This window comes from Myxococcus sp. MH1 (assembly GCF_059738865.1).
Map to the genome: position 1 here is coordinate 4,877,756 of NZ_AP026947.1, position 16,931 is coordinate 4,894,686.

The window sequence follows — 16,931 nt, forward strand, 5'->3', positions numbered from 1 at the left end:
CGAAGCCGTCCTCCAGTGGCGTGCCGTCACTCTCCGCCCGACTGGCGCGCCAGGCCCTGCGCATCGCGAGTCGGATGGGGCTGCCCGTGGAGACGCTGCTGCGGCGCGCGGTGGGCCTGAGCCTGGAGGACCTGGACGACCCGGAGCTGCGCGTCCCCTACGCGGTCCTCGACGACCTGCTGGAAGAGATGGAGTCCCTGTCCGGCGACGCCAACCTGGGGCTGCACCTCGCCCGCGTGGACATGGTGGACCTGGACGACCCTGCCACCTTCGTGGTGCTCACCAGCGCCACGCTGCGCGACTCGATGGAGCGCGGCGTCCGCTACCAGCGCGTGTGGGGCGACGGCGAGCGCTTCCGGATGGAGGACACCGCGCGCGGCGTGCGCATGCGCTTCACGCCCGTGGGCGCGTGGCGGCCCGCGCACCGGCACCTGGTGGAGGCCGCGCTGAGCCAGTTCGTCACCGGCGTGCGCGCCTTCACCGGCGAGGACGTGCACCCGCTGCGCGTGCGCTTCGCCCACCCGGCGCCCCAGGACGTGTCCGAGCACCAGGCCCTGTTCCAGGCGCCGCTGGAGTTCGACGCGCCCTTCAGCGACATCGAGTTCTCCCACGAGGACGCCAGCCGCCCCTTCGTCCACGCGGACACGCTGCTGCACGCCATGTTCGAGCGGCTGGCCCAGCGCGCCCTGGAGAAGCTCCCGGCGCTGAGCACCACGGCGGACCGCGTGCGCGAGCAGGTGCGGCAGGCCCTCTCGGGTGGGGACGCGTCCTTCCAGGCCGTGGCCCGGGCGCTGCGCGTGCCTCCGCGCACCCTCCAGCGTCGTCTGGCCGAGGAGGGCCACTCGTACGCGGGCATCGTCGACACCCTGCGACGTGAGCTGTCCGGCATCTACCTGCGACGTCGCATGTCCATCGCGGAGGTCTCCTTCCTGCTGGGCTACGCCGAGCCCGCCGCCTTCCACCGCGCCTTCAAGCGCTGGTGGGGCCAGAGCCCCGAGCGCTTCCGCCGCGAGCAACAGGACTCCTCTTCTTCCTGATTTACACGTGTTACGGCGTGTCAACGGGTCCGCCGGGACTGCGCGCGACATGTCTGGGAATGCTTGAGCGGCCGAGCGGACAAGGACCGTTTGACTCGCTTGGCGGCGCGTTCCTAGCATCCGGGGATATCGCAGCGGGGGACTCTCCACTCACATGCCGGCTTTGACTGAGTCACCTGGGTTCCTGACCCAGGGGGAGGACTCGCTCTATTACGTCCACCATCGGGCCCGGGCGGAGCGTCGCGCGGCGGTGTTGCTCGCGGGGCCGTTGGGATTGGAGCGCGCGCATGGCTACGTGGTGTGGGTGCGGTGGGCCCGCTACCTGGCGGAGCGGGGCGTGGAGGTGCTGCGATTGGACTACCGGGGCTCGGGGGAGAGCACGGGCCGCTTCGATGAGATGACCTTCCCGCGCTGGGAGGAGGACGTGCGCACGGGCCTGGAGCACCTGCGCGCGGCGAGCCCCGGGGTGCCGGTGTTCGTGCATGGCTTGCGGCTGGGGGCGCTGCTTGCGGCGCGGGTGTTCCGGACGGACGCGGTGAATGGGTTGTTGATGTGGGAGCCGCCGGAGTCGGGGCGGGCGCACCTGATGGAGGTGCTGCGGCGCAAGGTGGCGGCGGACAACCTGGAGGGGACGGGGGGACAGGCGCGCTCGCGTGAGGACTACGTGGCGCGGATGGAGGCGGGGCAGGTGGTGGAGGTGGAGGGGCTGCCCTGGTCGCGGGCGCTGTGGCGCAGCGCGGAGGGCTATGAGCTGGCATTGCCGGAGGCGCACGAGGCGCGGCCCTGGCGGGTGGTGCACCTGGATGGCAGGCCGGCGGAGCGGTTCGTCGCGCCGGGGCGGAGCGGCTCGGTGCGTGCGCCGCGGCCGTTCTTCTGGACCACGAGCAACCGGCTGCTGCCGGAGCTGACGGAGCTGTACGCGGATGGCATGGGCTTCATCGCGGGCGGCGGGGCGCGCGCGGAGGTGCGGTCATGAGGGCGCTGGTGCAGTTGGACGTGAAGGGGCATCGGCTCTGGGGGACGTACCATCCGCCCGCTCCGGGGACTCGGCGCTCGGTGGGGGTGCTGTTCCTGAATCCGGGGCATGTGCCGCGCTCGGGGCATGGCGGGCTGTCGGTGCTCGCGGCGGACCGGCTCGCGTCGAAGGGCTTCGCGTGCTTCCGCGTCGACCTGCCGGGGTTGGGGGACTCGGCGGGGGAGCTGCCGGAGACGACGGCGGAGCTGTACCAGCACGTGTGTCAGGGCGGCTTCGTGGAGGTGGCGAGCGCGGTGCGAGAGGAATTGCAGCGTCGGTTCGGCTTGCGCGGCCTGTTGATGGGGGGGCTGTGTGGGGCGGCGACGACGGCGCTCTACCTGGCGGACCAGGAGCCCGAGGGCGTGCCGGGGCTGTTCATGTTCGAGCCGGAGTTCTACCTGTCCGAGCAGGAGGCGAGCGCGGTGGGGGAGGGGGACGTGACGGAGGCGGCTCCGGGGCGGCTCAAGCGGGTGACGTCGAAGCTGTTCTCGTACTGGGGATGGATGCGGATGCTCACGCGCGAGAACGAGTACGCGCGGCTGTTCAAGTACGTGCCGTTCCCGCGTCAGAAGTTGTTGGACCTGTTGATGGACTGGGATGCGTTGCCGGCGGTGGCGAACGTGCCGTTGGTGCGAGCGTGGCAGCGCGTGGTGCGGCGCGGGCAGCCGGTGTTGGTGATGACGGCGGAGGGCAAGCTGCGCGACGTTTTCTTCGACCGCATCCACCGCTCGGCGCTGGCGGACCTGCCGCATCCGAACCTGTCGCGCGTCCGACTGCGGGGCACCAATCACATCTTCACGACGGGGGGCGCCATCGAGGCGTGCGTGGCGGAGCTGGCCCGCTGGGCGAGCGCGAGCTTCCCCGAGTCCACCGCGATGCCCGAGGGTGTTGACGCCGCGCGTCCGGGGCTGGAGCGGGTGGCTGGCTGAGATTGTCAGGCCATTTCCTGACGTCGGACAGGTGACCCGCGGATGAGCGGTCCGTGACCCTCGCGCGGTGGTTCTTTCACTGTGCAAGGAGTGGAAGGCGAGAGGTCTCCTATTACTTCAAGGTGATGGACGCCGCTGACGAGTGGTCCTTCGAGACCTATTGTCGGTACACCAACAGCCGGTGGCTCTGCCTCGCGTAGTCTGCTCCGCGTCTGGCTGGAGGTGGACGCTTCTGTCCGCCTCGGCGACGCCGAGAGGGACGTCGATTTGAGCGAGGGGTGGCCCCTGCGCCATGCTCTGGCTTCGCCCTGGCGGGATGCGCCGCAAGGGTGAACGGGGGACATGCAATGAAAGACAACGAGCTGCTCGAGGCGCGCGCGGAGCCGACGTCCCCTCCTGCTCCGGGAGGGCTGCGCGGCTGGTGGTCGCGGTGGCGCGCGGAGCGGCGGGCTCCGAAGCGCGCCGCCCCGAAGAAGCCTGGGGTGGTCCGTCGCGGCTGGACGCAGCACGTGGCGGGTGTCGTGGACGTGGCGCTGGTCGTCCTCGCGCTCGCCATCGTCGCCGTGGCGGGCCAGCACGCCGCGGCCACGGCTCCGGACGTCCCGGGTGGGTGGCGGCTGCCGGTGTTCCTCATCCTGTTGCCGTTCGGTTTGACCTATACGTCGTTGCTCTCGGCGCGCTCGCGGCTGACGCGGACCCGGTTCGAATTGGCGCATCCTCCTGGCAACTACAGTCCGACGGACCAGCGCATCCTCTTGAGCGTCCAGAAGTCGTGGAGCTACGAGCGGCTGCTCTTCCGGGCCGCGCTGGGCAAGGTGGGGCTCCACGCTCAAATCTATGGGCTGGTCACCACGCTGACGCTGGGGCTCACCTACCTCATCTGCTTCCCGCTCCCGAAGCCGACAGCGGACGGGTACACGATGGTGCCGCTGGTGGCAGTGGCCGCCGCGTCCGCCGCGACGGTGTCGTTCGCCATCCACTTCGGGCGCATCGTCGTGCGGCTGGCGAGCCAGGACTTCAACGCGCGGATGTACTCGTGGGCGACCCGCTCGATGTTGCTCTCGCTGTGCGCGACCGTGGTGGCGGCCATGTTCCTGACGCCCAAGGCGGGCTCCGAGGCGCCGCTGGTGCAGTGGTTCGACCGGGCGGTGCTCTTGGGAGCCACGGTGGCGGCGCTCGGGGACCAGGTGCTCGAGTTCGTCGTGGCCAAGGCCGCATCGCTGTTCGGCATCGCGGTGCGAAACCCCGCGGGCGTGGCGGACCTGGAGGAGATCGCCGGGCTCACCCGGGACGACGTGGCCCGGCTCGCGGAGGAGGGCATCGAGTCGACGCATGGGCTGGCCTATGTGCCCACGGCGCGGCTGTTCTTCTCGACCAATCACAGCCTCCAGCGACTGGTGGACTGGCAGGACCAGGCGCTGCTGCTCCAGTGGGTGGGCAGCGCGCGAGCGAAGTCACTCGCGGACCGGCTGCTGGTGCGCGGGGCCATCGACCTGTGGGGCACGGTGGTGGCCCTGGACGCGGCCCCGGATGACGCACGTCGTGCCGCCCTGGCGCAGGCGCTGGGGATGGACGAGTCGCAGGTGTCGTCCATCGTGAAGCTGGTCGAGCACGACCAGGTGGTGCGGCGGCTCCACGCACACTACGTGTCCACCGCGTGGGTGAACCCGGGGACGGAGCCCGTACCGGTGCTCAACGTGTCGTTGATGAACGGCGTGGGGCCCGAGGACCTGGAGCGCATCGTCGCGAACGCGCTGGTGCAGCGGCCAGGGCTCAACGAGGCGGACGAGGCCCGGGTGCGCGCTGTCGTCGAGCAGGCACTCCAGTCCGCCGCGGACAGCCGTCCAGGGCTCTTCGCGCGGCCGGAGTTCGGGCAGGTGATGACGGAGTGTCTGAAGGATGCGCTCGCGCAGCAGCCGCCCTCAGCGCCGGTGGACCTGGAGGCGCTCGCGCGGGTCATTCAGGAGTCGGTGCGCACGGCTCCGGCGGACGTGCCGCCGACCCGGAGCTGAGCCCTCGTTCGCTCGACGCTCTGCTGTGGCCGCTCCAGGTTGGACATTGTCTTCAGCTGCCCATCATGCGGCGGCGCGTCCGTCCTCCGCCTTGCCTCGAGACAGGCGCTTCTGGATGGCCAGGAACAGGGCCTCGTGCGTCGCGGGGGCGGCGAGCTCCACGTCACCCCCTGGCTGGCCGAACGCGCCCACGGCGTCGCGCAAAGCCTCGCGCACCGACAGCGCGAGCATCAGCGGCGGCTCGCCCACGGCCTTGCTGCCGTGGATGGTGTTGTGCTGCGTCGCCCGCTCCAGCAGCTTCACCCGGAAGTCCACGGGCGCGTCGCTGAACGCCGGCACCGGGTACGTGCTGGCCGAGTGCGTGAGCAGCCGGCCCTTCGCGTCCCACCGCAGGTCCTCGCCCGTGAGCCACCCCAGGCCCTGCACGAAGCCGCCCTCAATCTGTCCCCGGTCCACGCCCGGGTTGAGCGAGTCGCCCACGTCCTCGAGCACGTCCACCCGGAGCACGCGCTTCATGCCCGTGAGGCCGTCCACCTCCACCTCCGTCACCGCCGCGCCATACGCGAAGTAGAGGAACGGCTTTCCCTTGCCCTTCGCCTTGTCGTAGCCGATGCCCGGCGTCCGGTAGTACCCCGTCACCGACAGGCCCACGCGCGCCAGATACGCCGCGTCCACCACGGCCGCGAACGCCGCCGACACCTCGGGCGCGCCCTTCACGCCCACGCGGCCGCCCTCGAACACCAGCGACTCCGGCGCCACCCCGCGCCCGTGCTTCTCCGACAGGAGCTTCGCCGCCACCGGCGCCAGCCGCTCGCGGAGGCTCACGCACGCCTCGCGCACCGCCGCGCCGTTCAAGTCCGAGCCGCTCGACGCCGCCGTCGCGGACGTGTTGGGCACCTTGTCCGTCACCGTCTTCGCCAGCCGGATGGCATCCGCGGGCACGCCCAGCTCACGCATGGCCACGCCTTGAATCTTCGTGTGCAGGCCCTGGCCCATCTCCGTGCCGCCGTGCGACACCATCACCGAGCCATCCCGATACACGTGCACCAGCGCGCCCGCTTGATTCAGGAACGTCGCGGTGAACGAGATGCCGAACTTCATCGGCGTCATCGCGAGCCCCCGCTTGATGCTCGGTGAGCTGGCGTTGAACGCGTCCACCTCCGCGCGCCGACGCGACAGCTCCGAGGACTCCTTCAGCTCACGCCACAGCCCCGGCAGCCGCTCGTCCTCCAGCTCCTGTCCGTAGTGCGTGGTGTTCGTCTCACCCGTGCCCCGGTAGAAGTTGCGCTCGCGCACGTCCTCCGCGGACAGACCCACCGCGCGCGCCACCCTCGCGAGGACCTCCTCGCCCACCAGCATGCCCTGCGGACCGCCGAAGCCCCGGAACGCCGTGTTGGAGACCAGGTGTGTCTTCGCCACCCGCCCCGTGTAGCTCGTGGCCGGGATGTAATAGGCGTTGTCCAGGTGGAAGAGGGCGCGGTCCGTAATCGACTCGGACAGGTCCAGCGACCAGCCGCCGTTCGATACCAGCACGGCCTTCAGCGCCAGCAGCTTGCCCTGCTCGTCGAAGCCCACCTCGTACGTGGCATGGAACGGGTGCCGCTTGCCCGTCACCACCATGTCCACGTCCCGGTCCAACATCCATCGCACCGGTCGGCCCGTGTGCCACGACGCCAGCGCCACCAGCGCCGCGGGCGCGTTGCCTTGCGTCTCCTTGCCACCGAAGCCGCCACCCATGCGCGGCGACTGCACCACCACGCGGCTGCGCGGCAGGTGCAGCACGTGCGAGATCACCGCCTGCACCTCGGACGGGTGCTGCGTGGAGGACACCACCGTGATGTCCCCGTCGTCGCCCTTCTCGGCGTAGGCCGCGTGCGTCTCCAGGTAGAAGTGCTCCTGGCCGCCAATCGACACGGTGCCGGACAGCCTGCGAGGGCTCGCCGCGAGCGCCGCGTCCACGTCACCCCGGCGGATGATGTGCGGCTCCGTGTGGTAGCTGCCCTGGGCGATGGCGTCCTCCACCGTGAGGACCGCGGGCAGGGGCTCGTACTCGACCACCACCTGACGCGCGGCCTCGCGGCATGCGTCCACCGACTCGCCCACCACGAGCGCGACAATCTGCCCGTGGAACAGCACCTCGTCCCTGGCGAGCAGCGGCTCATCGTGGCGGATGGGCCCGGTGTCGTTCATCCCCGGGATGTCCTCGGCGAGCAGCACCGTCACCACGCCGGGCAGGGCCCGAGCGGCCGTCGCGTCCCGGCGCAGGATTCGCGCGTGCGCATGCGGCGAGCACACCGGCCACACCTCCAGCATCGGCCGAGACTGCGCCACGTCGTCCACGTACTTCGCCGCGCCCGTGACATGCCCCAGCGCGCTCTCGTGGCGCAGGACGCGCGTGGCGTCCGTGGGCACCTCACCGTCACCTCCGACGAAGCCCGGCGCCGCGTCCAGCGAGGGGCTGCGCTCACCCGTGAAGAACTTCTCGAACAGGCTCACGATGAGCCCGCGTCGGTACTCCGCGCTCCCGCGCAAGTCGCTGATGGGGGACAGCTCCGCGCCGAGCACCGGCAGCACCTGGTCCACGGTCTCCCGCGTCCACGGCTTGCCGACCAGCAGCTCCTCGGTGCGACGCGCGCGAATCGGAGTCGCCGCGACGCCGCCGTAGCCCAGCCGCGCCGACCGCACCACGCCGCCCGAGTCCACGTCCACGCAGAAGCCCGACGCGACGATGCTGATGTCCAGCTCGCGCCGCTTGGACACCTTGAAGGAATCCGAACGCCGCGTCAGCCCGCTGTCCGCCGAAGGGCCGTGGGGGATGACGATGGCGCGCACCACCTCGTCCGCCTGGAGCGCCGTCTTGCGGTACGCGAGGAAGAACTCCGACAGCGCCACCGTCCGCTTGCCGCGCACCGACGCCAGCACCAGCCGCGCATCCAGCGCGAGCAGCACGGGCGCCAGGTCGCCGATGGGCGACGCCGTCACCAGATTCCCGGAGAGCGTGGCCCGCTGGCGGATCTGCCGCGAGGCGAAGACGTTGAGCATCTTCGTCACCTCGGGCAGCGCCGTGCCGAGCGCGTCCTCCAGGTCGACGAGCGTCGCCGCTCCGCCCACGTGCCATCCATCCGCTTCCCGACGGACGTCGCGCAGGCCCTCCACCGCCTCGGTGGAGATGAGGAAGGGGTAGCGCCTGGACTTCTTGGTGATGTCCACGCCCAGCTCGGTGGCGCCCGCGACGAGCATCGCCTCCGGGTGCGCGGCCTTCAGCGCGAGCAGCTCCTCCCACGACGTGGGCCGCAGGAACTTCTGTCCCTTCGCCTCGTAGCTCACGGACGACAGGGCCGCCGCGGGACCACCGAGCGGCGTGCCGGGAATCGCGCTCAACCCCACCGCGGCGTCGCGCGCGGCGAGCGCGTCCATCATCGCGTCGCGGATGGGGCGGTAACCGGTACAGCGGCAGATGTTCCCACACAGCTGGTCCGCCACCGCCTCCGGGCTACAGACGGCCGGACGCGAGTACGCCTCCGCCATCGACACGACGAAGCCCGGCGTGCAGAAGCCACATTGCGAGCCGTAGTGCTTCACCATGGCCTGCTGCACGGGGTGGGGCTTCTCCCTCGAGCCCACGCCCTCCACCGTGACGATTTCACGGCCGGCCACCATGGGGACCAGGGTGATGCAGGCGTTGAACGCGCGCAGGTTGCGGTGGCCCTGCGCGTCGCGGTCCACCATGGCCACCGTGCACGCACCGCAGTCACCCTCGGCGCAGCCCTGCTTCGTCCCCGTGGCGCCCTTGGCGCGCAGGAAGTCGAGCAGCGTGGTGTTGGGGGACACGTCGTCGACGCGGACGACGCTCCCGTTGAGCCGGAACTCGAACATGGTGCTCATTCTCCAGACGAAACCCCGCGCAGGCGGGGCGGCTCCGAGACGGACGGCTCGGGGCGGGTTTCGACGAAAGGCTGGTGGTGGAGCTGGAGCAGGCCCGCGGCGATGCTCACCGCGACCTCCTGGGGCGACTTGCCGCCCAGCTCCAACCCCATGGGGCACTGCACCCGGCTCAAGAGGCTCGCGGGCACGCCGCGCGCCTCCAGACGCTGCCGGAACCGCGCCCACTTGGTCTTGCTGCCGATGAGACCCAGGTAGCGCGCGGGCTTCTCCAGCGCGGCGGCGACGATGTCCTGGTCCAGGTCATGTCGGTGCGTCATCACCGCGACATAGGTGCGACGGGCGTCCCACGTGGCGCGGGCGAAGAAGTCCTCCCACGGCTCGTCGTGGCGCGTCACGGACGCGGGGATGCGCTCGCCCTGGAGCCACTCGGGGCGCTCGTCCACCAGGTGCACCCGGAAGGGGGTGCCCTCCAGGATGCGACACACCGCCTGGCCCACGTGGCCGGCGCCGAACAGGTACAGCCGAGGCCCGTGGTTGACGGGCTCCACGAAGACGTCCACCACGCCTCCACAACACTGGCCGAGCTTCGCGCCCAGCGGGTAGCGGTACGTGCGGGACTCGCCGCGCTCCAGGCACCCGCGCGCGTCGGCGAGCACCAGCTGCTCCAGGTGTCCGCCGCCCACGGTGCCGTGGAACACGCCGTCCCCGCGCACCAGCAGCTTCGCGCCGGGCTCGGCGGGGGTGCTTCCCTGACACATTGTTACGGTGGCCACGGCGAAGGGCGCACCCTCGCGCGCCCACTCGCCCAACTGGCGGACCCAATCCCACATGGTCCCCCAGACTCTGCCACACCCTGTGTCCGGTGGGGATGGGTCTGCGTGCATCCTGTGTGGAATGGATGGCGGCCCGGCGGGCGGGCGGGCCCGGAAGTCTCAGGTCTCGAACAGGTGCGCCGCCATGAAGTCCACGAACACCCGCAGCTTGGGGGACAGGTAGCGGCTGGAGGGCCACAGCACCCGGAACGTGCCCTGGTGGTGGAGGTGGCTGTCGAGCACCTTCACCAGGGTGCCCTGCGCGAACTGCCGGCGCAGGGCGAAGTCCGGCAGGCAGGTGATGCCCAGGCCCTGCTCTGCCAGGTGGATGAGCGGCTCGATGGTGCTCGCCACCACCGTGGTGGGCAGCTCGACTTCCTTCTTGCGCCCCTTGCGGAACGGCCAGCGCTCCAGCTTGCCGGTGGTGGCGAAGCGGTGGTGCAGACACGCGTGCTGCTTCAGGTCCTCGGGCCTGCGGGGTGTGCCCCGGCGCGCGAGATAGTCCGGCGAGGCGACGAGGACCAGCCGGAACGTCCCCAGCACCCGCGCCATCAGCCGCGAGTCGCTGATGCTTCCGCCGCGCACCACGCCATCGAAGCCCTCGTCGATGACGTCGACGAGCCGGTCCGAGAAGTCCAGGTCCAGCTCGATGTCCGGATATGCGCGCATGAACGCGCTCAGGGTCGGCATCATCAACATGCCCACCAGGGGCATGCTGATGCGCAGCTTGCCGCGCGGAGCCTCCTGCGTGCGCGCGAGCTCCAGCTCCGCGGCCTCGATTTCACAGAAGATGCGCCGGCAGCGCTCCAGGAAGAGCGAGCCCTCCGGCGTCAGGGTGATGGTGCGTGTCGAGCGGTGGAAGAGCCTGACGGAGAGCCGCTCCTCCAGCCGCGACACCGCCTTGCCGATGGCCGACGACGACACCCCGAGCTGTCGTCCCGCCACGGTGAAGCTGCGCGCCTCCGCCGCCTGAACGAAGGCCTGCAGTGAGCCGAGACTGTCCATCCACCGCGCTCCGATTCCGGACATCCATGTCCGATGTGTTCCGAACTCTAGCGTGATGGTCCGCGAGCCCGCCCGAAATTACCTTGCCCGCCAACACCTCACGGTCGACGCGCACGGGCCCACCTCGCCTCTTCGGCACGAGGGCCTCCGTGTATCGACCTCATCCCCACAGGCCATGACCACCTCCTCGCTTCCTGTCGATGCCACCCCGCGGACCGAACCCGCGCTCCCTCTCGGAGGGCTCCTCGCGCTGGCGATGGCGGCCTTCATCACCGTGCTCACCGAGGCGCTCCCCGCGGGGCTGCTGCCCCGGATGAGCGTGGACCTGGGCGTCTCCGAGTCCCTGGCCGGACAGCTCGTCACGCTGTACGCGCTCGGCACGTTGCTGACGGCGATTCCCCTCACTGCGGCGACGCAGGGGTGGCGCCGCAGGCCGTTGCTCCTCGGCGCCATCCTGGGCTTCGCCGTCGTCAACACCGTCACGGCGGTGTCGTCCAGCTTCGCGGTGACGCTGGCGGCGCGCTTCCTGGCGGGGGTGTTCGCGGGGCTGCTCTGGGCGCTCGTCGCCAGCTACGCGGCGCGCATGGTGTCCGAGCGACAGAAGGGCCGGGCGATGGCCATCGCGATGGTGGGCATCCCGCTGGCGCTGTCCCTGGGGATTCCGGCGGGCACGTTCCTGGGCGCGGCCGTCGGCTGGCGCGTCACCTTCGGAATCATGAGTGGCCTGACGCTGGTGCTCGTGGGCTGGGTGCTCGCGCGCGTGCCGGACTTCCCCGGGCAGCCCGAGGACCAGCGGCTGTCGCTCGCCCGCGTGTTCCTGATGCCCGGCATCCGCCCCGTGCTGTTCGTCACGCTGGCGTTCGTGCTCGCGCACAACGTGCTCTACACGTACATCGCCCCGTTCCTGGGGGCGATGGGGCTGGCGGGGGACATCGACGTGGTGCTGCTCGTCTTCGGCGTGGCGGCGCTCGCCTCCATCTGGGGCGTGGGCGTGCTCATCGACCGGTGGCTACGGGAGCTGGTGCTCCTGAGCACGGCGCTCTTCATCGGGGTGGCGGTGGTGCTCACGGTGTCGAGCGGGCTTCCCGCCGTGGTCCACGCGGGCGTCGCCGTCTGGGGGCTGGCCTATGGCGGCGTGGCCACGCTCTTCCAGACGGCCTCGGCGAAGACGGCCGGGGAGGCCTCCGACGTCGCGCAGTCCATGGTCGTCACGGTGTGGAACATCGCCATCGCGGGAGGAGGGCTTGTGGGCGGCGTGCTGCTCGACACGCTGGGGACGCGCTCGTTCCCGTGGATGCTGATGCTCCTCCTGGTGCCCACGCTGCTCGTGGCCTGGAGGGCGCGGGAGCACGGCTTCCCACCCGTGCCCCGGCGCTGAATCACGGCGCGCGGCTCAGGTCGCCATCGCCGCGCCAGGGGACCCGGTGGCCTTGCGCATCGGCTGGGCCTTGCCGTACGTCAGCGAGCGCCACACCCACTCCATGGGCCCGAAGCGGAAGCGCGACAGCCACAGGTGGCTGAAGACGATCTGCACGGCGAAGACGCCCAGGCAGTAGAGGATGCACAGGCTGGGCGCCAGCTTCCCGAACAGCCCCAGGCCGTAGCCGTAGAACACGAGCACGCTGATGACGGACTGGCTCAGGTAGTTCGTCAGGGCCATGCGACCCACGGGCGCCAGCACCGACAAGATGCGCTGGAAGGTCGCGCGCTGGAAGAGCAGGGTGATGGCCAGCACGTACGTCGCCGCGAAGCCAATCTCCCCCATCGTCCGGATGGGGGTCAGCGCGAACGGCAGCCACGCGGGCAGCGCGTCCGGGTCCAGGATCTTCCGGATGACCAGCTGCTGCACCACGGCGCCCACGCCTCCGCCCACCACACCCATCGCCAGCGCTCCGTAGAGCAGCCGGCGGAAGAGCGGCAGGTGCTGGGCGGCGTCATGGAAGAGGCGCCGGCGGCCCACGTAGAAGCCCAGGAGGAAGCGGCCCATGAGCCCCACCGAGTGGAGGACCATGATGTGCAGGAACTCGACCCGGTGGAACGTCGCGCCCGCCTTGACGACATCCCACCAGCTGCCGTCCGTGAAGCTGGGGAACAGGGCGACCTTCAGCGCCGCCGAACGTTCGCTCTGCGCCTTCGCGAGCGCGGCGGCGGCCTCGGGGGTGGCGGCGAGCAGCTGCGGGAGCTTGAGGACGAAGGTGGTGAGCAGCGGGCCCACCACCAGCAGGGCTATCGCCCATCCCAGAATCGTGCGGTCGTCCCGCTTCCGGAACAACAACAGCCAGAAGCCGAGCAACGCGTAGTTGCTCAGGATGTCTCCGTACCAGATGAGGTACAGGTGGCTGAGCCCCAGCGCCAGCATCACCACGAGCCGGCGGATGTAGAGCCGGGTGATGTCCGAGCCCCGGGCGTCCGCACGCCCCATCTGCACCGCGAAGCCCAGGCCGAACAGGAACGAGAAGATGGTGATGAACCGGCCGCCCACCAGGATGCCGAAGGCCGGCATGATGATGCGGTCGATGAGCGATCCTTGGGTGAACTGCGCCTCGAGCTGCTCCTTGGGGAGGAACGCCCGACCGCTGAACCACATGAAGGTGTTGGAGATGAACACGCCGCAGAGCGCGAAGCCTCGCAGCGTGTCGAGCAACGCCAGGCGCTCGCCTGAGTCTACCGGGCGGGCGTCGGTGGGGGTGGCCGACGAAGGAGCAGGGGTCATGTCTTGCGTAGATACGCTCGAACCCCCGTTTCATTGTCTGTATTCCGTGCTTGCGGCGGATACGGCGCTGACCCGGCAAGCCGGGTGGGCCTATACGCCGATGCGTGGGCAGATGTCCTTCACGATGCACGTCTCACATCTGGGATTCTTGGCCGTGCAGGTGTAGCGGCCGTGCAGGACGGTGGCGGGGCCGAAGAAGGTCCAGGTGTCCTGGGGGACGAGCTTCATCAGGTCCTGCTCAATCGCCTCGGGCTTGTCGTGCTTCGTCAGGCCCAGGCGCTGGCTGACGCGGGCGACGTGGGTGTCGACGATGATGCCGGAGGGGATGTCGAACGCGGTGTTGAGCACCACGTTGGCCGTCTTCCGGGCCACGCCGGGGAGCTTCACCAACTCTTCCACGGTGCGGGGTACCTCGCCGCCGAACTGCTCCAGGAGGGCCCGGCTCATGGCCTGCACGGATTTGGTCTTCTGTTTGTAGAAGCCGGTGGGCTTGAGGTCCTCCTCCAGTTGGGTGGTGTCCGCGTCGGCGAAGGCCTGGGGGCCGGGGTACTTGGGGAAGACGGTGGCGGTGACGCGGTTGACGCGCTCGTCGGTGCACTGGGCCGCGAGGATGGTGGCGACGAGCAGCTCGAAGGGGGTGGACCAGTCAAGCTCGTAGCGTGCGTCGGGGTGCTGCTCGCGCAGGCGCTCGAGGAGGAGGGCGGCTTTCTCGGCGGGTTTCATGGGGTGTGTGAGCGCCACCCTACCTGAGGCATCTGACATCCGGGGCTTGGATTCGCGTTTTCCCCAACGGCACCTTCTCCGTTGCGCGCGTCGACCGAGTCCTTCTGCGCCCCGGCTCGCATTGGCCGCACCGGACACCACGCCCGGTGTCCTGTGCGTCATGGCGCTCGTGTGGCAGCTTTCCCCGCTTCGCAGCGTGGGCTCATGCTGCGGGAACACCATTGTCCGGGAGCAGTCCATGACAGTGCGTAGGTGGTGGGCCGTGCTGTTTTTCCTGCTGGTCAGCTGCGCGTCGGCACCTGCCGTCCGCGCGGAGGTCGAGGGGCTGTCGCTCGAGGATGACTCCGCGGCGGACTGCCGGACGGCCGCGGAAGACGACGGGGATGAGGGGTGTGTCACCACCGCGTGTGACGGTGGCGTGTGTGGACTCTACCGTTGCGAGGACGTTGCATCCGCTGCAGTGGCGTTCCGTACGGGCGCGCCAACCGCGCCGATGGCGGGTGTAGGTAACGCGCCCCAGAGATACTGGGGCGCGCCTCAGGTGCTGCCCGGCCGCGAGCCGGTGCTCGTCTTCCGGAAGGAGCGCCCCGAGGAGCTTCCGAGCCAGAAGGCCCTCCGCAAGGCTCGCCAGGAGTGGGAACAGGCGACGAAGGAGAAGCACCACATCTTTCCGCGGGCGTTCGAGTCCTACTTCGCGAGCCGCCGCATCAACATCCACGAGTGGACCCTTGCTGTCGACGTGAAGCGGCACAAGGAAATCCACGGCGGCGCATATGGCGCCCCATGGAACGCGGACTGGCGCCAATTCATCGAGCGCGTGGAGGGAGAGGTGGCGAAGAAGAGCGACACCACGCCGGAAGAAGTCCGCAGGAGGCTATTCGACTTCGCGGGGCTGATGATCCAGAAGTATCGTCTGGTTGGAATGCCCATGTCGTACTGGCAGCAGCTCACTGCGAACATGCAATTGTCGAAGGACTAGAGATGCGCTTCTTCCGACTCGACCCTATCGATGATGCGGCGGCCACCCAGTGGCGATGGTCGCTGGACGCGAAGCGTCGTTGGGGGCTTCCCGGAACGGAGTGTCCCCGGTGCCACGCCGGGCCGATGACCATCGCGCTCAACTACCCGAGCGTCGATTTGTCCGGACTTCCCGAGGAGAGGGCGTACCGAAAGGCCCGGTTCGTGCCTTGGGAAGAGTATGCGCCGCTGAGGGACCGAGTCCTGCCGCTCCTCCCACCCGGCGCTGTCGTACGCCCCGGGATGGGAATGGGGCCGTTGGAGGGGCGAGTCCGCGGCCGTCCGGCGCCCCTGTCGATGGATGCTCCGTGGAATCTGTACGCCCAACCCACTGGCGTGGAGCGGCTCCTCTCGGCGAACCTACGCGGCATCAAGCCCGTGCCGACGGCGACGAAGACTCCTCGCGACGTGCCGCCGCTGCTCGAGTTCGAGCTTCAGGTGGGCGGCGACTACGTCCCCGAGTGTCGTCCGCTGCCGATGGGCGAGTCGTGCCCGGTGTGTGGTACCCAGCCACGGTCGGCCCCATCGATTGATGAGGAATGGCTCGATGCCGATTCGATGCCGGTAGAGGATGTCTTCCGGTTTCGCTGGAACCCCGCCGTGACTCTCGCGAGCGAGCGCTTCGTCGAAGTGCTTCGCGGCCTGGGTGACACAGGCATCCGAGTGGCGGAAGTGGTGGTGGGCAGGCCAGCAGGGGCTGGCGTCGTCTCGACTTGAGCTTCAGTCTGGCCTTCTCCGAGCCGCCTCAGCCGTTGAAGGAGCGCGGGGGGATGGGGGCTGGGGTGGAGCGCCCGCGCTCCACGGCGTCCAGGCGGGCCATGGTCTGCGCGTACAGGTGGTCCAGCTTGGTGTGTAGGTGCGTCACTTCCAGGCCTGCGCGGATGTTGGCCTCGTACTCGACGTCCGAGCGGATGCGGTCCTTGGCGGCCTGGCGGCTCTGGCTGATGAGGACGAAGCAGGACAGGAAGATGGCCTCCAGGCTGACCACCATGGTGAGCAGGCCGAACGGGAACGGGTCGAAGGCGTGGAAGCCGGGGATGAAGTCCAGGTTGATGGAGATCCACACCGCGAACCAGGCGGCGTGCAGGAGCATGAAGGTGAAGGTGCCGCTGAATGCGGAGAGGCCATCCGCGAGCCGCTGGATGGTGGTGAGCCGCTCTTCCACGGTCTCGTTGGGGCTGAGGGTGGGGCGGCTGTGGAGCATCTTGTCCGCCTCTCGCAGGCGCCGGCCGATGGCGGTGAGGACGTCCATGGCGCTGGAGGGGTGGCGTTGGAAGAGCAGTTGGAGGTCAGCGCGGTCGACCTTGAGGGCGTGGGTGTCCTGGATGGCGCGGGCGTCGGCGCTGCGCGGGTCTCCGTCGAGCAGGGACAGCTCGCCGAAGAAGTCACCGCGGCGGGCGGTCTCGAAGACGATGACCTGGCCGGTGGTGTCCTCGACCGATATCTGCACCTCGCCGGCGCTGACGATGTAGATGGCGCCGCCGGGGTCTCCGCGGGAGAAGACCTTCTCTCCGGCGGAGAGGCGGACCTCTTCGAGCTGGGCGGCGAGCAGCTCGCGCTCCTCGTCGTCGAGGGCGGCGAAGAGGGGGACTTCCTTGAGCAGGGCGACGTCGGCGGGCATGACGCGGAGGTCCTCGCGGAAGGGATGCCCCCGCACGCTGGCACCTTCCGGGCCCGCCGCCCAGCGTCCCCGTGTCACGGGGATGTCGAGCCCCGGGCCCGTGACGGGGCGCTGGTGAAAAGGCGGGGCGGGTCCTCGGAAATCCGAGGGCAGGCGGGAAGG

The 16,931-nt window shown here is 69.9% G+C and carries 13 protein-coding genes; 7 read left to right on the forward strand and 6 right to left on the reverse strand.

Annotation, left to right across the window (positions count from 1 at the left end; genetic code table 11):
• The first annotated feature begins 20 nt into the window (after positions 1-20).
• The 4 genes from AC6JA9_RS19405 to AC6JA9_RS19420 all read left to right on the forward strand — a co-directional run bounded on the left by AC6JA9_RS19405 (position 21) and on the right by AC6JA9_RS19420 (position 4,993).
• Positions 21-1,037 carry an AraC family transcriptional regulator gene (locus AC6JA9_RS19405; RefSeq protein ID WP_223751080.1) on the forward strand — a complete coding sequence of 339 codons (1,017 nt, stop codon included), beginning with the start codon at positions 21-23 and terminating at the stop codon, positions 1,035-1,037.
• 154 nt (positions 1,038-1,191) lie between these two features.
• Positions 1,192-2,013, forward strand: a complete 822-nt coding sequence (locus AC6JA9_RS19410; RefSeq protein WP_223784336.1) for a serine aminopeptidase domain-containing protein — start codon at positions 1,192-1,194, stop codon at positions 2,011-2,013.
• Positions 2,010-2,981: an alpha/beta hydrolase family protein gene (locus AC6JA9_RS19415; RefSeq protein ID WP_497960393.1), complete on the forward strand. Its 972-nt coding sequence runs from the start codon at positions 2,010-2,012 to the stop codon at positions 2,979-2,981. The genes AC6JA9_RS19410 and AC6JA9_RS19415 overlap by 4 nt, the downstream gene beginning before the upstream one ends.
• A gap of 347 nt (positions 2,982-3,328) precedes the next feature.
• Positions 3,329-4,993: a hypothetical protein gene (locus AC6JA9_RS19420; protein ID WP_267696446.1), complete on the forward strand. Its 1,665-nt coding sequence runs from the start codon at positions 3,329-3,331 to the stop codon at positions 4,991-4,993.
• A 63-nt stretch (positions 4,994-5,056) separates the two neighbouring features.
• On the opposite strand, the gene xdhB is transcribed toward AC6JA9_RS19420, so the two are convergent.
• Genes xdhB through AC6JA9_RS19435 form a run of 3 tightly spaced genes read right to left on the reverse strand, consistent with a single transcriptional unit; the run spans position 5,057 to position 10,695 of the window.
• The gene (xdhB, locus tag AC6JA9_RS19425) at positions 5,057-8,869 is read right to left on the reverse strand and encodes a xanthine dehydrogenase molybdopterin binding subunit (RefSeq protein ID WP_408890607.1); all 3,813 of its coding nucleotides are present in this window, start codon (positions 8,867-8,869) and stop codon (positions 5,057-5,059) included.
• Positions 8,870-8,874: 5 nt separating this feature from the next.
• Positions 8,875-9,762, reverse strand: a complete 888-nt coding sequence (gene xdhC, locus AC6JA9_RS19430; RefSeq protein ID WP_497960394.1) for a xanthine dehydrogenase accessory protein XdhC — start codon at positions 9,760-9,762, stop codon at positions 8,875-8,877.
• 48 nt (positions 9,763-9,810) lie between these two features.
• Complete coding sequence (locus AC6JA9_RS19435; RefSeq protein WP_141329041.1) at positions 9,811-10,695, reverse strand: LysR family transcriptional regulator; 885 nt, start codon at positions 10,693-10,695, stop codon at positions 9,811-9,813.
• 256 nt (positions 10,696-10,951) lie between these two features.
• Here AC6JA9_RS19435 and AC6JA9_RS19440 point away from each other — a divergent pair, with 256 nt between their 5' ends.
• Complete coding sequence (locus AC6JA9_RS19440) at positions 10,952-12,073, forward strand: MFS transporter (protein WP_497960396.1); 1,122 nt, start codon at positions 10,952-10,954, stop codon at positions 12,071-12,073.
• Between the two features lie 15 nt (positions 12,074-12,088).
• Here the strand turns inward: AC6JA9_RS19440 and AC6JA9_RS19445 are convergent, their stop codons facing one another.
• Both AC6JA9_RS19445 and nth read right to left on the reverse strand, forming a co-directional pair.
• The gene (locus AC6JA9_RS19445; protein WP_497960397.1) at positions 12,089-13,408 is read right to left on the reverse strand and encodes a DUF418 domain-containing protein; all 1,320 of its coding nucleotides are present in this window, start codon (positions 13,406-13,408) and stop codon (positions 12,089-12,091) included.
• 90 nt (positions 13,409-13,498) lie between these two features.
• Positions 13,499-14,131 (reverse strand): endonuclease III, encoded by a 633-nt coding sequence (nth, locus tag AC6JA9_RS19450; protein WP_497960399.1) that lies wholly within the window; start codon positions 14,129-14,131, stop codon positions 13,499-13,501.
• A 238-nt stretch (positions 14,132-14,369) separates the two neighbouring features.
• Between nth and sitA6 the strand changes: the two genes are divergently transcribed.
• Together sitA6 and sitI6 are read left to right on the forward strand one after the other, a co-directional pair.
• On the forward strand, positions 14,370-15,110 hold the full coding sequence (sitA6, locus tag AC6JA9_RS19455) for a SitA6 family polymorphic toxin lipoprotein (protein WP_425537630.1): 741 nt from the start codon (positions 14,370-14,372) through the stop codon (positions 15,108-15,110).
• Between the two features lie 2 nt (positions 15,111-15,112).
• A complete protein-coding gene (gene sitI6 / locus AC6JA9_RS19460) occupies positions 15,113-15,865 on the forward strand; it encodes a SitI6 family double-CXXCG motif immunity protein (protein ID WP_248546243.1) in 753 nt (250 codons plus the stop codon).
• Positions 15,866-15,893: 28 nt separating this feature from the next.
• Here sitI6 and AC6JA9_RS19465 read toward each other — a convergent pair whose 3' ends face one another.
• A complete protein-coding gene (locus tag AC6JA9_RS19465; protein ID WP_223784345.1) occupies positions 15,894-16,769 on the reverse strand; it encodes a DUF1003 domain-containing protein in 876 nt (291 codons plus the stop codon).
• Positions 16,770-16,931 lie beyond the last annotated feature (162 nt).